This is a genomic window from Methylomonas sp. HW2-6, assembly GCF_052474525.1.
This window is the reverse complement of record NZ_CP184124.1, coordinates 4340375-4355528: the sequence shown is the minus strand read 5'-3', so window position 1 is coordinate 4355528 and position 15154 is coordinate 4340375. Positions and strand designations below refer to the sequence as shown.

Below are 15154 nucleotides of genomic sequence, written 5' to 3'. Positions count from 1 at the left end.
ATTAACCTGCCACGAGTGGGTAGCCAAATAGTAGTTGGTCGCGGCCTAGCGTCCGCCGCACCCGGTAATCCAGAACAATGTCGATTCGGGTCGGGTCGTCCGGATTGCTGCCGGCGTCCAGTTTCAGGATTTCGATGCGCCGTTCCCAGCGTTCCAGGGCCTGGCGCACGAAATGGATCGCCAGACCGTGGGTGGTGGCGTCGTTGGGCATGAAGGCCAGTTTATCCAGACTGCAACCGTAGTCGGGACGCATGACCCGCTCGCCGGGCACCGTGGTCAACAGCATCAGGATCGCCTGGCGTACCGACAAATCCTCGCTGACCATGCGGATGCCGCCGCCGGCCGAGATTTCCAGACCGGCCGGCGCGTCGGGATGCAGAAAATCGGGGTGGGCAAAACTCCAGGCCCGGAATCTGGCTGTGCTGGGCATTAGCGTTCCTCCACAAAATATTGGCCCGGCTGGCGTACTTTATATAGCACGGTGCCCGGCGGGGTGCCGTCGGTCAGGCCGGTCACAATGTCCAGGCAAACCCGTTTGCCGCCGATTCTGATCCAGCTCGAATAACCGTGCTTCACCGCCAAGGTCGAGGTACAGGGTTTGATCGCCGGGCCGGCATTCGGGCAGCCGACGATCGGCCGTTGCTCCGGATTGGTCTCGACCAACAGGCGGCGGCCGTTGACGGTGACAAACGTCTGGGTCGGGACAATACCGACCAAACCCAGCTCGTGGGCGCAAACCAGCGTGGCGTCTTCGGTTAACAGTTTCATGATTTCTGCTCGAAATTAATGGCCCGGCCGCGAATCGTGATGGTGCGCCCCGGCGCCTCGATCTCCAGATCGGCCTCGGCATGCAGCCGGGTGCCGTTATCGGCCAGTTCGAAAAAACTGCCGGAATCCAGTTGCAGGCGGATCTTGTCCGGCTGCAGTTCCACCTGTTGGCCGGATTGGGTTTGCAGCCGGATCGAGCGCTCGGCATCGTCCAGGCTGATGCGTTGGCCGCCCGGCGTGGCCAGAAAATAGCGGCCGATGTCGGCATCGACCACGGCGTCGTCCGGCAGCGGGCTATCGCCGTACAAGCCGCCGATGACGATGGCCTGGGCCGGGTCTTCCCGGATCAGCGCCAACAGCACTTTGTCGCCCAGATTCGGCAGCAGCAGCAGACCTTTGCCTTTGCCGGCGCCGGCACAGGCGACTTCGATCCAGTCGGTTTCCAGTTCGCCGTAAGAGGGCAGCATGGCCTTGACCCGGCCCAGGCCGTCCGGATCGTCGACCCTGGTGACGACGCCGACCGTAGCCAAACTGGCGCGTTTGCGCGGCCGCAGCGGTGGCGGTGCGGAATCCAGTTCGCAGACGTAGCCCTGGCGGCTATCGAAGCGGTGAGTCACCGCGCTGAGCACGTATTGGCCGTTTACCGGTCCGGGCAAGCCGTCGAGCTTGATTGCCACACCGGGCATCAGCTCGGGATTGCCGGCGGCGATACCCCAAAACACGGTTTCGGCGGCCGTTCTGTGGTCCAGTTGCGCCTGGGCGTAAGCTTCGGCCTGGTTGTCGTCCTGCACGCTGTCGTCGGTCGACGTGAATTCCGGCGCCGAATCGGCGTGAAAAGCGGCGTCGGCGGCCAAGCGGCGGCCGCAGCGGGCGGTATCGGCCCGGCCGGTGCGGGCGGCGGCCTGCCACGGGTCCCAGGCCAGATTGGTCACTGCTTGCCGGCTTTTGCCGCTATTGGCTTCGATTCTGGCTTCGAACAGATTTTCGCCCAGGGTTAACACCGCGTTGCCGGGCTGGCCGGCCAGACTGGTGAACTGCAACACCGAATCGCGCAAATGGAAATACAGACCGGCGCGTTCGGCGAATTCGGCCAGTAATTCCAGATCGGATTGCTCGTGTTGCATGATCAGCCGCCAGATCGGCCCGGTTTCGTCGGCTGCGACCGCGATATCCAGATCGCCGACCAAGGTCGCGGCCAATTCGGTGACGGTCAAATCGACATAGGAGCGCGGCGCCTGGCGCTGGCGCAAGCTGTGTAGCCGGTCGTAAGCGCGGATGCGCAAGCCTAGATTGTTGCCCGGCGCGAATTCGTATTCCAGTGCGCTGACCTTGCCGTGAAACAGGCAGCGGCCCGGACCGGTCCGAACAATCAACTCGGCGCCGTCCGCGAGCGAGGCCAGCTCGCCGAGCAAATCCGGCAGGCCCTGAAACGCCAGTTCGCATTGGCTGGGCAAGGACAGGCGTTCGCTGACTTGCAGTTCGGTCAGATATTGGGCGTCGCCGGCTGCCAACGGCTTGCCGGCCAATTCGATCTGCAGTTGCGGCGGGTTTAGCAGCGCTTCCATGGCTATGGCTCTGCGGCAGGGGCGGCCGGGCCGATTTCCAGCACGGTCCCGGAGGCAATGTTTAACGGGTCGGCAACGAGGGTGTTGGCAAACAACTCCCGCCAGCGGCCCGGATCGCCGAGATATTGGAACGACAACAGGTCGGGGCGATCGCTGCTGCTATTGTCGGCGGCAGTATCGGCCTCCGCCAGTTCGGTTTCGGCTGCGGCAATCATGTGTTGCAAACCGCCGGCCGGGAGCGGCGCGTTACCGGGGTAAGTGAAATTTTCGATAGCCATCGCTTCGGGAAAATCGGCGTCGGTCGGCATCGGCGGTTCGTTGACCCGCAGCAGCCGCATCCGCAGCCAGGAACGCTGCGGGACGCCGTCCTGGTTGAAATGTTCCAGTCGTTCGGCGACGGCGGTGACCACGCCGGGAATGTTCCAGCTTTTGCCCCAGACGAAACGGCAGACCGGGACCTGGCCGCTGCCACCGGTTTTGGCGTTGTTCTCGGCCAGATTCCAGAACGGCCGGGTCAGGTCGCGCACGTCTTCGCTGCCGATCGACGAGCCGGCGATATTGATATCAAACAGCAGATCCAGCTCCAAAACGGTAGTGCCGCCGCCGGTCTGGATATAGCAATCGTCGGCCAGGCCGTGGCCGGTCAGGATTGCGGCCGAGGACTGCCGGGGCTGGATACCGGCCTTGCGCCGCATCACCAGCGTTTCCGGGTTCAACAGGCAGCGTAACTGTTCGCCGCTGTGTTCCAGTACGAAGGCTACTCGTTCCATGTCAGCCCCCGTTGTTCCTGCGCCAGCCGGCGGTTACGTTCCAGTTCGCGGGCCATCGGCTCGACTGGGCGTTGGGTTTGGGCGGCGGATTCCGAAAATTGATCCGGCAGTTCCGGCCAGTGTTGGCAGCGCTGCGCGAATTGGTCCGCCGATTCGTCGGGCAATTGCGGCCAGTTTTGCCGCTGCCAGTTTTCCGGTTTGGCCGGCTGCGATTCGGTTGGTAGCGTCGGCTTGGCCGGAACCGCGCCAAGCAACGGCTGGGTTGCGGGCGGCCTGTTGTGGGAAACTGCGATCGGGTCGGCCGAGCGGGTGGCGTTGCCCTGGATCGGGGCGGTTTGCTGCGGCCTTGCCGGTACTTGAGCCAGCGCAATCAGACGCCGGCTAGCGGCCGGCGGATTTTGCCGGTCCGCTTCAGTTTGGCCGGCAAATTGCCGGGCACGCGGCGCCGATTCCGATTCGATCGTGGCAGGCCGCGGCGCTGGTTTCACTTCGAACCGATGACGAGCTGTTTGCTGTTGCTTGCGGTATGCAGCCGCAGGCGCCGGGTGGTTTTCGATCCGGCGCCGAGTCGCGGCAGCCGACGCGGGCTTTGCCGAACCCATTTCGGTTGAAATCGGCGTGGCTCGGGCCGGCGGGTCGGTGCGCGGTGTTTCAGCTCGCCGGGAGGGGCCAACGCTGGGTTCGATAGTTGCACTGGGCCGTGCGGACTGCTGGGTGTTGCTGGTTTGGTCGGGGAGTGTCGGCTTGACCTTACTGTTACGGCGCAGCCAGAGCTTGGCAGGCGAGGGCACTGGCTGGGCTTGGCTGTGGTGCCTCGCGGTAGTGGTTTCCGGCACGGGTTGACCGCCGGCTAACGGCGAGGCGGCTACTGCCGGCGCCGGCGTATTCGCTGCTCGAGCTTGGGCGGCGGGCGCTCGGCGGCTCGGCTCCGGTTCGTTTCCTGGGCGGCCGGTGCGGGTCGCGGCGCTTGGCTCGGTCGCGGTTCGATAAGCCCCGGTCTCCGGCCAAACGTAGTCTTCCAGCAGCCAAGGCGCCTCGGCTTGGACCAAAGCCACCCAGTGCGGCGGCGGTACCCTGGCGGATGAGCCTGCTACAGGCGCTGCCCCATCCTCTGCTTCGGCAAGGTCGCCGGCCGGATTGACGGTCTGGTAGCGCTCGACTAAACGATTGCCCCAGCTTTGCAGCCAGTGTCCCAGGTTCATCAGCAGCGTGCGTCCCATAGCCGTTCCCGCTTAGCGTTGTTCCAGGCCTTCGTGGGCTATTTCCAGGGTCTGAATCGCCACGCCCTGGCCCAGCGATTCCAGCCGGGCGCCTTTCCATTTGCAGGGCCAGGCGTTGTGCAGGTTCCAGCGGGTGGCTTCCTCGGCCTGGCCGTAAGGCTTCAGCAAAATGATCGATATTTCCCGACGGTCGGCCTTGCCGCGCGTCGATTGCATCAACCAATTCCAGACGTCTTTATTGTCGGAAACGCCCCAACGCAACACCACGTTGCCGTAGGCAACCCGGCCTTCCAGTTTGCGTACCGCCGGTGCGGCGCCGCCTTCCCGGTAATCGATGGTCTCGACGTCGATGCTGAGGCCGTCGATTTCGGTGAAATAAGCGCCGTTCTGGCCGCCCCATTCGAGGATGAAATTGTAATTTCGGTAAATTTCCGCTTCTGCCATGGTCGTTCTCCTGGTTGCTTGGTCGCTGATTGATCTATGCCGCGTTTTGCGGTTCTACCGGCGTCGCGCCGGCCCATTGCCCGATGCGGAAGATGATGAATTCGGCCGGTTTCACCGGCGCGATGCCGATTTCGATGATCAGTTGGCCTGCGTCGATGACTTCCTGCGGATTGGTTTCCGCGTCGCATTTGACGAAGAAGGCCTGCTCCGGCGTTGCGCCCTTCAAGGCGCCGCTACGCCACAAGCGGGTCAGAAAAGCCGAGACGTTGCGCACCACCGAGTTCCACAGAATGCGTTCGTTGGGTTCGAACACGGTCCACAGCGTGCCTTTGGCCAGGGATTCTTCGACCGAGTTGAACAAGCGGCGGACGTTGACGTAGCGCCACTCGCTGCGCGAACTCAAAGTGCGGGCGCCCCAAACCCGGATGCCGGAAGTCGGAAACGAGCGGATGCAATTGACGCCGAGCCGGTTCAATTCGCCTTGTTCCTGGTGGGTCAGCATGTAGGTCAAACCCAGCGCGCCGTTCAGCACCTGGTTGGCCGGCGCTTTGTGGACGTCGGTTTTGGCATAGATCCCGGCCATGAAGCCGGACGGCGGCGTCGCCACTTTCTGAATGGGATTCAGCGGGTCGGCGGCGACCACCCAGGGGAAGTAGAGCGCAGTGAAGCCGCGGTCGGAGCCGCTCGGCAACAAGCCTTTCACGGTCGGGGCATCGGCCGGCTTGGCCGCGGCGTCGCTGGCTTCTTCGCTGCCGATCTGTTTCAGCGCGTCGATGTTCTTTTCGGCGTCGCGCGAGGCATCGAGGATCGCCACCACGTCCTGCCGATTCTCGCAGAAGGTTTTCAGGGCTTCCTGCGTGGTTTTGTCGGTATAGCCCGGTGCGGCGACGATGGCGATTTCGTCGATCGGTTCCAGGCAATACAGGCCGGTGCGCTTGCGGGCATCGCCGACCACCGAGCCGCCTTTGCCGACATTGACCACATAACAGCGCGAGCCGCCGTTACAGAAAAAGGCGTATACCGATCGGGCCAGATCGGTACTTTCGCTGTCCTCGGCCGTGAATTCGCGGACGAATTGTTGCCAGTTGTTGCAGGCGAAGGCTTCGTTTAGATGTTTATTCACGGCGGGTGCTACGCCCAAGAATGCGGCGACTTCGGATCCCACCATTTCGATAGAATTCGATCCGGTCGAGAGCTCTTCGATATAAACGCCCGGTGTCAGATAGGTAGCCATGTCAGATCTCCAATTGCTCGAAATGTATTACTACGGGTTCTTGAGTCGAATTAGCGGGTTCCACTAATAACTCGCGTCGTTTGGCGCGGATCAGATAACCGCGACGGTGTTGGTTCGGATCGATGCCGGCAAAGCTGAAATTGCCGGCGGCATCGGTCCGGGTGTAACGGCCGGCTGCCACCAGCTCGACGTCGGTGTCGGCCAATGGAATCTCGCCGGGGCCGAGCAGGCGGCCGCTGAAAGTCGCGACCGGGCCCATCCTGACCTGCGGCGGCGCTTTGATGCGCGGCACCGTTGGTTCGACCACAGGCAGCGCGACCGGAACCTTGATCGTAAAAGCCGGCGCAGGTTTGACACCGAAGGCTTGCCAGACTTCGAGCGGTGGCGGCGCAAACTCGTATTCGAATTCGGTTTGCTGCACGGCTGCCGCGACCAGGCTGCCCAATAATTGGTGTGCCGCGGTTTGATCGGCGGCCTGCACCGTTATCAGATAGTTCAACAGCAATTGCGGTTGCGGGCTGCGTGCGGCCGCAGATGAAGTCAGACGTCTGAAATCCAGCAGGTACAACACGACGGTCGGTTCGGCGGCCGGGATGCCGGGCGGCTCGAACGATATCCTGGCTCCGGCGGCGACGGCGCCGACCCAGGCCGATAATTTTTGGTCGGTTTGTTCGAACACTTAAAATCTCCCCCGGCCGCCGGCGCTGAATCGGCTGTAATACTGATTGCCGGAAACCCCGGTACTTAGGCCGGTGTCACCGGCAGAAAGCAACCGGGTGCCAAGCCAATTTGTCTCGGCTTGGTTGGCGGCCGTTTGTCCGCTGGGCCGAAAGTAAAACTCGCCGGCAGTGTCGCCGGCGCCCTGAATCGGGCCGTACAACGGCCGTTGCGGATGGCCGAGCCGGGAAGACTGGTCGTAAACCGTTTCTTCGATCTGGTCGTGAATAGCATCGGCCGAGACCGGGTCCGGCTTGTTGTAATTTTTCAAGAAGTCGATGAACGCAGCGGCGAACACCGAATGTTTGCCGCGGCCCTTGTCCAACACCGGTTCGTCGCCGCCCGAGGTCAAGTATTTGCGTGAAATCAGCGACGATTTCAGTGCAACAATCGAACCGGGCTGGCCGGTCGCGGCGGTCAATTGCGGGGTCGACATCAAGGCGGTATTGCGTAACGATCCGGAAAAACAGGAGTCGGCCACGATTAGCACGTGTCTGGCGCGCATCACTTGCGGCGCGGTGTTGCGGGCAATTTCGTAATCGCTGATCCAGGTATCGCTGCGCGGCGGCTTGTCGGCATCGATCGGTAGCCAGAACCCCGCCGTGTTTTCTTCCTGACCGTGACCGGCGTAATAAATCAGCAGGTTGTCGTTGTCGGTCGTTTGCTGGCGCAAGTCGAAAATCGCCTGCCAGATTCGCGAGCGGGTCGCCTCTTGATTCAGCAGCAGCGTGACCGAGGTGAAGCCGAATTTGCCGCGCAGCAGCTCTGCCACCGCTTTGGCGTCGTTGACCGGGGTTTGCAGTTGATTCATCGCGGTGTAATCGTCTATGCCGATCACCAACGCAAAATAGCGGCCGACAGCGGGCGCGGCGATCGTTTCGGTTTCCACGCCTTGGCCGCGCAACTTGGTTTCGGTTTGGGCGATCTGGCTTTGCAAATTGGCGATTTGGTCTTGGTCGGCTTTGGCTTTTTGTTCCAGTTCGCTAATCCGTTGCTGCAATTGCCGGTTGTGCTGCTGTTCGGGCTGATTGGGCTCTACCCCCCTTGTTTTTGTAATTTGCGAAGACAGCGCTTCCTTCTCCGCCATCTGCTGCTTCAAGCCGGCTTGAGCGTTAACCAGCAATAGGTTGGTCTGGGCCAGTTCAGTTCGCAATTTGGCCGTTTCGGCATTGTCGTTTGTCGGCGGAGCTTGGGCCGGTAAACCGGCGGCTTTGCGATACCATTCCATCGATGCAGTGGGGTCTTTGCCGATACCCAACCCTTTTTCCAGTAAAAATCCCAGATTGGCTTGGGCGCGGGAATAGTCCTGCTCGGCGGCTTTGCGGTACCAAACCGCGGCATTGGCGTAATCGGCGGCGCGTTCGTAGAACTCGCCGAGATAGGTTTGGGCAATCTTATCGCCGGCTTCCGCGCATTCTTTCCAGACGTTGGCGACCTGCTGCAAATTGGCGGAGTCGAAGGCTACATGCTGGCCGCCGCTAGCCCGGCATTGCCATAAACTGGTACGGGCCGGGCGCGGCGGCGTGGTATAGAAAATGCCGGTTCCGACTTCGATGTGCAGTCCGGGCAGTTGGCAATCGACGATCATCCGTTCCTCGGCGCTGCGGTTGCTGCCTTCCGCCGGGTCGCCGACCCGGCTGCCGTTGACCGGGCAGCCGGCCAATTGCATGCCGCCCGAGCGCGACATGCCGCCGGCGCAGCCGGTCAGCAGCAAAACGCAGCCGAGCCAGACAGCGAAGCGGCCGATTGCGCTTGCCGCAAAGGGTGTCGTCATTGGAGGCTGGCTTTGCCGTTGCATATTCAATTCTCCTAAATCCGCCGAGGTCCGTTTCAGCCCACCAGCACGAAGGGCGCCCAGTAGTACGGGTGCCGGTAATCGGCCGGCGCGGCGTCGCTATCCACCGATACGCCGCGGCTGTTTAACGCCCCGCGCCGGCCGGATTTGATCGCATCCGGACTCAGGGTTTGTAAATGAAGCTGTGCCGCCTGCAGCGCCGAGCCCGGTGTCTCGCCGGCCTGCAGGTGCCGGTAAAACTCGGCCATCAGCAGGCTGGTCGCCAAATCGTCCACCGGCCAGAGGCTGACGATCGCGGCGCGGGCGCCGGCCGCCAGCAAACCGCGGCTGAAGCCCAACACATCGTCGCCGCCGGCGGCTTTGCCTTGGCCGGTGCGACAGGCACTCAACACCACCAAATCGGCGTTCAAACGCAGCCCGATCAAGTCCTGTACGGTCAACGCGCCGCCGTCGGCCAGCAGAATCGACGACAACAGCGGCGCGTTTTCCGCCAGTACGCCGTGGGTGGCAAAGTGCAGCACATTGAAATCCGGTAACGCCTTCCTTACCGCGGCTACCGTCGCCGCCGACCCGGTCAACACGAGGCTGTTATCGTTTAACTGGGCAATGTGGGCGGCTTCGGTTTCCGCGGCCGGCAGCGCCGGTTGGGCCACTGCATGCTCGGCAAACGGCGCTTGGTAGGCCATCTTGGCCGGATTGCCGACTGCCAACACCTTCGGTTTAGTGCCGCTATCGGGCTTGGCGAGAAACTGCAGAATGCTGGCGCTGGGCAGATAGGACACGCTGTGGCCGGCGATCAGCGGCCGGCCTTGCCAGGGTAAGGCCTGGAACGGTAGGCCGTGGGTCGAACCGTAGGGTACGATGAGTAGGCGATTGTGCGTAGCGAGGATGTCGGCAAACGGTTTCAGCAACCATTCGCTGAGCTGGTCGCCGGTTTGGCGGTAGTCGCCGCGGCGTTCGCAGGCGGTATGGAAATCGCGTACTTGGCGGTCCAGCTGCTTGGCCTCGATGTTCTGCCGCCCTGCCGTAATCAGACCTTGACTGTCGATTGCCCAGGTCAGCAGGTCTTCACCGAGAAAGGCGTATTGCAGCAAAGCCGTGCCGGCCGGCAACAGGCTGGCAATTTGGCTGACGTCGGCGATCGGCGCCTGGCGGTTAACGGAGCGGTAGAAGCTGGGGTTTGCTGCGGCCAGTTGGGTTTCGGTCTGGCGCAATTGAGTCTCGGCGGCGGCAATTTTTTGTTCCAGATAGGCAATCCGGCCGGCATCCGGCGTTTGCGCGCCGCGCTCGCCGGCCAACAAACTGCCCCAGGTCGCCAGTTTGGCCGTATCTTGCAGCCAGCGGCGGACGCTTTCGTCTGCGTTACGCTCGGGGCGATTGGCGCCGTTAGCCATCAGGTCCAACAGCGCGCGGGCTTTGCCGCGCTCGGCATAGTGGTAGGCGGTTTGCCGGTGGCTGGCTGCTGACGCCGGTTGCAATGCCGCCAATTTCAACGCGTTTCTGGCCGGCAAAAAATACAGGTATTGCGAGCTGGAGGCGGACGATAAGGCGGTTTTGAAGTTGTCCCGCCGCAGCAATTGCCGGGAACGTTCGAACGCATCCAGCGCTTTGGCATAGTACTCGGCCGCCTGGGTTAAATTTTCCAGGCCTTCGGCGACTTCGCCGTAGGTTTGCAGACTCTCCCAGGGCTTGTCTTCGCTTTGCCACCAATCTTTACCGAAGCGGCTTTCCAATTGGCCGAGATGGTCCGCCGAATCGGCGTAGGCCTTGATCATGCAGAAAAACAGCGCCGCCTGCTGTTGGCTATTACGCCATTGTTGTTGGACGCCGGCCTGGATTGCTTCGCCGCCGATCTGCGCTGCCAGCGCTTCGATGCCGCTAAGTAACGGCGATGCGCCGATTTGTTTTGGCAGATAGCGGCGATAGGCTGCGGCGGCGGCAGGGTAGTCTTTGCGCTGGGCGTGGACGATCGCCAACTGAAAGTCGCGGTGGTGTTGAGCCGTTTTGTCGGCTGCCGCCAGTGCAATGGCAAATTGCCGCTCCGCTTCCGTCCGATCGCCGGCATTGCGTGCGGCCAGCGCCCGGTAACACGGGGCGTTGACGGCGGTGTATTCGATGGCCTCCTGCGCCAGTTGCGTCACCAAGGAGCCGGCGCCGGTATTGTCGCTAATCGGGTGAGTTTTCAACCAATCGAGTTGGGTTTGCAGTTTGCCGGCGACTGTTTCCATATTGTCGGCGTCCATAGCGTCCAGATAGGCCTGCCACAGGCCGTGCAGCGACAACACCAGGCGCAGCGGCGCGTTGGCGTCGAGCTTGGCCGAGTTTTGGGCTGCCGATTGCAATTCGACCGCCTGTTGCAGGTGGACGATGGCGGCGTCGCGCTCGCCCAGCTTACGCAGCAGATAGCCCTGGTCCATCAGGCTTTGCACCCGCCGCGGCGTCGAACCCAGGCCGGTATACAGCGATTCGGCCAGACGAAAGCAGGCCAGCGCCCGCTCGAAATCGGCATCGCGCAACAGCCAGTGCCAGCCGAGGCGGCTGTGCAGGAATCCCAGACCCAATGCATAACTGAACGAGCCGGCGGTTTTGCCCCACTCGCCGATGCCGGCGGCGATGTCGCGCGGTTCCGGCACTTGGCCGTCGGCGACTTTCATCAATGCGACATGCGCGGCGGCGGTCCAGTAACCGTAACCGTCGCCGGCAGCTTGGAACTGCTCGCGGGCGCTGCTCGCTGTGGCCAACGCTGCGGCAGTGTCGTTTGCCAACGCCGCCAAATAGGCATGGCGCAAGCTAACTGCCGCTTCGCCGCGCGGGCAGTCGCCGGCCGCCGCGAATAGTGCCGCGGCTTGGGCGTAGGCATCAGTCGCTCGCCGGATATCGACGGCGGAGCGGTCCAACTCGCGTTCCATCGCTTGGGAAGACAAACTGCTGTCGGCGTTGGGCGGCGGGTTCAGCGCGGCATTGAATACCAGCGGCGACGATAACGGCGCGGCGTAGGCGTCGCCTTCCGCTAGCCAGCAGGCGCCGGCACCGGCTTTGTCGCCGATTTGCAGATAAAGTTGTTTGGCTTGCTGCCAATAAACCAGCGCGGTTTGCAGGTCGCCGCCGCGGCGGTAGAGATCGGCCCGGTTACGCAACACGACGGCTTGCCATGCCGGCGGGTAGCCCGTTTGGCTGTCCGGCGTCAGCATCGTCAATACCTGGTTCAGCAATTGCGTGCGTTGTTGCGGGGTCATCGGTAGCGTGGCCGCCGAATCCAGCGCCGACTGCAGCGATTTGATGCCGTCCAGCTCTTCGCCGACGAAGGCATTTTCCTGGAGCGCTTGCGCTGCCGAGACTTGGGTGCGCAATGCCGACTTACGTTTGCCGGTTTCCGCCAGCAGTGCCATGAAACGCTGGGTTTGCCCGGCTTCCATGTCCGAGACGCTGCCGCCGCTTTCGTTCGGAAAATGGTTGAATTGCTGGTAAGCGGCCATCTCGGTAAAGCTGGTCGCCCGCAGTTGGCGCAACGAATCGGCCGGCACCAAGGTTTCGATCTCGCGGAAATGGCCGGCGGCAGCGGCCGCTTCGCCTTGCATTAAGCGGACGACGCCCAAACCCAGCAGCGCATCGGCCAAACGTTCCGGATTTGCTGCGGTTCGGGCGGCTGCGGTTTGAGTCTCCGCCTTGGTCCGGGCTTGGGCGAAATCATCTTTGAATTCGGCGTAGACGATAGACGTCAGCGGCAACGAGCCGGCGCCGGCAAGTTCGGCGGCAAAGGCTTCTGACCAGCCCGAGACTCCGATTTTTCCGGCATAGGCGGCCACTAGGGCCGCGTATTTCAGAAAGGTGCGTCGGTCGAGGTAGAGAGAAGCTGGGCTCATGGCTCGGTTCCGGTCAGTTACCGCAGCGGCTTTTGATGTCGCAGGCCTTGACTAGGGCTTTGACGCCGGGCAGGCCGCGGGCGCTACGGGTTTCTTCGCCGAATTGCCGGTAACGCCAGCAGGCTTTTTGGCGCATGGTTTTTCGGTCCCAGCGTTCCCAATCCTTTTTGTATTTGATCAATTGGTATTCGACGCCGATATCGGGTTTGACTTTCAGTTCTTTGGCGTTGCCGTCGTAACCGTGCGAACCCCAAGCGATCCGCTTCAGCGGGTCGACCACCATCACCACGTGGCCGTCGCCGCGTTTCGGATCGCGGTACACCAACAGGTCGCCGGTTTGCGGCGGTGTACTGTCGCAGCGTTCGAAATGCTGCGCCAGCGGGCTGTCGGTTTTGACCATGTCGGCCGTGTTCAGGTATTTGTCGCCGGCGTTGTAGGGCAGGCCGGCGCGGGTAAAGGCAAACCAGATCGCCCGCGAACAATCGATGCCGCGTTTTAAATTGTCCAGATCGGTCGCTGCGTTCCAGGCGTGGCCTTTGTAACCAAAACCGTCGCCGGCGGCGGCTTGCGCCAGCCAATCGGCTTTTTGCAGCACTTTGTAGAGTGCCGTGTCGCGGTCGTCGGGCAGATAGGGGCGGATATCGAAATGCGGGATGGTGAATTCGCGGGTCTGACTAAATCCGGCGAGTCCGCGGTCGCCGGCTTTTTGAAAGCGGGAATTGGCCTCGACCCGTAATTTGATTTTGCTCAAGGTCCAGGTGGTGTCTTCCGCACTCTCGCTGTCTTGCATCTGGCCGCGGGTGCCGGTCAGATAGCGGTCCAGAGCCCGATACAAACCGGTTTTGGCCGGGTCGGCCGCGCGGGTGCGGACGTTTTGCGTCAACAAATCCCAACGCACCGGATTTTTTTCCTTGGTGCCGAACACGATCAGTTGGTCCCAAACATCCAAAGGCAGGCCGGCGCGAAAGGTCTCGCCGGCGGCGCTGAACGTGGTCGATTCGCCCGGTTTCAGCAGTTCGCGGCGGCCGTCGGCCGGGAAACCGAAGCTGCTGCCGTCGGTGGACAGAACCACGCCGCCGACCAGCAGCGGTGCCGGTGCGTTCTTGTCCAGCGTGACTTTGACGTTCCAGCGGTGGCATAAGGGCATGACTTGGTCGGCATTCGGCGCGGCCGCTTCCCACACGCCTTTGGCGCAGTCGTCTTGTCTGGCCGATGGAATCACTTCGACTTGCAGGCTCTGGTTATCGCTAAACTCGCTACCGCCTTCGCCGCGCAATTGCAGCAAGCCTTTTTGGCGGGCGTGCTGCCACAGGCTGTGGGCGGCGTCGCTATCCTGGCCGAAGACGTTGCGCACCCGGTTTTCCGGGCCTTTCAGTTGCAATAAGCCGTCGGAGGTCAGGCTTAATTCGAAGTCGCCCGGGCCGTCGCCGACGTTGAGTAAGGTTTTCGCATCCGGATCGTCGGCGATCGCCTGTTTGATCGCGGCGGCGCGGTCCGGCGGCACGCCGCCGGGTTCGGATTCGGGTTTGATCCTGACATTGATGCGGACGTAGTCGTCGGCCGGTCGTACCGGCACGGCAATGTCGCCGACCGCCAGCGCGGTCGCCGCCGCATTTTTGCCGACGATAGTGGCCGTCGCCGTCAGGCCGGTCATGGTGTCGATTGCCACGCTGGCTTTGGCCTTGGCCGGATCGCGGGTATCCGCTCCGCTCAGCGCGCCGTCGTAAATACGGAGTTCGGCGCCGGAGCCCAGTCCCGGTAACGGCGGACCGGCCAGTTTCAGTGGTGGCCCAAATTCGGTGACTTCCCAGGCCACCGGCGCCGTACGTGTGCTGTTGCCGAACACCGGCCGGTCCAACTTGCCTTGGAAATAGGGGATTTGGTAGCTGCGGGCGGCGACCAGGGCCGGAATTTGCCGGGCGGCCTGGGCGTAAGTCAGGGCTTGGTTGCTGCTTTGGCCGAGCACTTGCAACAAGGCGTCGGTAAATATGCCGCGACCGGCTTGTTCCAACGCGCTGGTGCCGTCGCTGGCCGCGGTCAGCGCAATCAGATTCGGCATCGATTCCGGCGCTAAATCGCCGGCTCCGTCGCCGACGCCTTCGGTTTGCGGGGCGTCGGCTTGATCCGTTGCCGGTTCGACGAAGCGGGCAACCATGGTTTCCCGGTCGCCGCGGGTCGCGGTGCCGGAATTGCAGGAGTCGAGGATGACGGTGACGTTGTCGCTCTTTTTATAGAGTTTGGCCAACAGGCCGTTCAAGCGGTCGTCAGTAAAATCGCCGATTTTGGCGCCGTTTTGTTCGGTACGCGAATCGTGCAATACCAGGGTTTCGTCCTGGCCGTCGGGTTCGTCGCCGTTTTTATCGACAGTTTGCGAGCCGTGGCCGGCGTAGTAGAACACGACGATGTCCTTTTCTTTCAAGCGCGGCAACAAAAAGCTGTCGAAGGCTGCCTGCAGATTTTGTACGGTGGCCTGGTCGTCCAGCAGCATGCAGACGTTTTCTCTCGGAAAGCCATAACCGTTCTTGCCGGACAATATTTCCTGCATCCGGCGCGCGTCTGCCGGCGGGCCGGCCAGATCCGGGACTTTGTCCGAGATGTATTGGCCGACGCCGACGACCAAAGCCAGCTTTCTGACCCCGCCTGATTCGGTGGTTTGTTCGATGGCGCAGCCCGGAATTTGTTGAATCGCGGCAAAGCATGGGCTGGCCGCTGCCAGATACAAACCCAGCAGGCTGCAACAAATCTCTAGCGCGAGGCGGTTGGAGCGTTTCATGGTTT

11 protein-coding genes are annotated in these 15154 nt (G+C 62.3%); all 11 read right to left on the bottom strand.

The genetic code is table 11. From position 1 onward, the window contains the following. Window position 1: 1 nt before the first annotated feature. The 11 genes from ACH518_RS20885 to ACH518_RS20835 are packed head-to-tail and all read right to left on the bottom strand — an operon-like array spanning window position 2 to window position 15149. Window positions 2–430, bottom strand: coding sequence for a GPW/gp25 family protein (locus ACH518_RS20885; RefSeq protein WP_256610314.1), 429 nt, complete (start codon window positions 428–430; stop codon window positions 2–4). Continuing rightward, window positions 430–768 carry a hypothetical protein gene (locus ACH518_RS20880; protein WP_445371492.1) on the bottom strand — a complete coding sequence of 113 codons (339 nt, stop codon included), beginning with the start codon at window positions 766–768 and terminating at the stop codon, window positions 430–432. The genes ACH518_RS20885 and ACH518_RS20880 overlap by 1 nt, the downstream gene beginning before the upstream one ends. Continuing rightward, window positions 765–2333, bottom strand: coding sequence for a phage baseplate assembly protein V (locus ACH518_RS20875; RefSeq protein WP_445371491.1), 1569 nt, complete (start codon window positions 2331–2333; stop codon window positions 765–767). The genes ACH518_RS20880 and ACH518_RS20875 overlap by 4 nt, the downstream gene beginning before the upstream one ends. 2 nt (window positions 2334–2335) lie before the next feature. Further along, complete coding sequence (locus ACH518_RS20870) at window positions 2336–3103, bottom strand: CIS tube protein (RefSeq protein WP_445371490.1); 768 nt, start codon at window positions 3101–3103, stop codon at window positions 2336–2338. Beyond that, window positions 3091–4323 (bottom strand): hypothetical protein, encoded by a 1233-nt coding sequence (locus ACH518_RS20865; protein WP_445371489.1) that lies wholly within the window; start codon window positions 4321–4323, stop codon window positions 3091–3093. The genes ACH518_RS20870 and ACH518_RS20865 overlap by 13 nt, the downstream gene beginning before the upstream one ends. Before the next feature lie 12 nt (window positions 4324–4335). Beyond that, a complete protein-coding gene (locus tag ACH518_RS20860) occupies window positions 4336–4767 on the bottom strand; it encodes a phage tail protein (RefSeq protein WP_140911676.1) in 432 nt (143 codons plus the stop codon). A 34-nt stretch (window positions 4768–4801) separates the two neighbouring features. Further along, window positions 4802–6001, bottom strand: coding sequence for a phage tail sheath family protein (locus ACH518_RS20855; RefSeq protein ID WP_445371488.1), 1200 nt, complete (start codon window positions 5999–6001; stop codon window positions 4802–4804). A 1-nt stretch (window position 6002) separates the two neighbouring features. Continuing rightward, window positions 6003–6680: a hypothetical protein gene (locus tag ACH518_RS20850; protein ID WP_445371487.1), complete on the bottom strand. Its 678-nt coding sequence runs from the start codon at window positions 6678–6680 to the stop codon at window positions 6003–6005. Beyond that, window positions 6681–8492 carry a caspase family protein gene (locus ACH518_RS20845; protein WP_445371486.1) on the bottom strand — a complete coding sequence of 604 codons (1812 nt, stop codon included), beginning with the start codon at window positions 8490–8492 and terminating at the stop codon, window positions 6681–6683. It lies immediately after the preceding gene. A 56-nt stretch (window positions 8493–8548) separates the two neighbouring features. Further along, a complete protein-coding gene (locus ACH518_RS20840) occupies window positions 8549–12376 on the bottom strand; it encodes a CHAT domain-containing protein (protein WP_445371485.1) in 3828 nt (1275 codons plus the stop codon). Between the two features lie 13 nt (window positions 12377–12389). Then, window positions 12390–15149, bottom strand: a complete 2760-nt coding sequence (locus ACH518_RS20835; RefSeq protein ID WP_445371484.1) for a caspase family protein — start codon at window positions 15147–15149, stop codon at window positions 12390–12392. Between the last annotated feature and the right edge of the window lie 5 nt (window positions 15150–15154).

Excerpts from the sequence above, each read along its gene's own strand:
- ACH518_RS20875 (WP_445371491.1), bottom strand. The coding sequence starts at position 2,333 with ATGGAAGCGCTGCTAAACCCGCCGCAACTGCAGATCGAATTGGCCGGC.
- ACH518_RS20855 (WP_445371488.1), bottom strand. The coding sequence starts at position 6,001 with ATGGCTACCTATCTGACACCGGGCGTTTATATCGAAGAGCTCTCGACC.
- ACH518_RS20870 (WP_445371490.1), bottom strand. The coding sequence starts at position 3,103 with ATGGAACGAGTAGCCTTCGTACTGGAACACAGCGGCGAACAGTTACGC.
- ACH518_RS20835 (WP_445371484.1), bottom strand. The coding sequence starts at position 15,149 with ATGAAACGCTCCAACCGCCTCGCGCTAGAGATTTGTTGCAGCCTGCTG.
- ACH518_RS20860 (WP_140911676.1), bottom strand. The coding sequence starts at position 4,767 with ATGGCAGAAGCGGAAATTTACCGAAATTACAATTTCATCCTCGAATGG.
- ACH518_RS20840 (WP_445371485.1), bottom strand. The coding sequence starts at position 12,376 with ATGAGCCCAGCTTCTCTCTACCTCGACCGACGCACCTTTCTGAAATAC.
- ACH518_RS20885 (WP_256610314.1), bottom strand. The coding sequence starts at position 430 with ATGCCCAGCACAGCCAGATTCCGGGCCTGGAGTTTTGCCCACCCCGAT.
- ACH518_RS20880 (WP_445371492.1), bottom strand. The coding sequence starts at position 768 with ATGAAACTGTTAACCGAAGACGCCACGCTGGTTTGCGCCCACGAGCTG.
- ACH518_RS20845 (WP_445371486.1), bottom strand. The coding sequence starts at position 8,492 with ATGACGACACCCTTTGCGGCAAGCGCAATCGGCCGCTTCGCTGTCTGG.
- ACH518_RS20865 (WP_445371489.1), bottom strand. The coding sequence starts at position 4,323 with ATGGGACGCACGCTGCTGATGAACCTGGGACACTGGCTGCAAAGCTGG.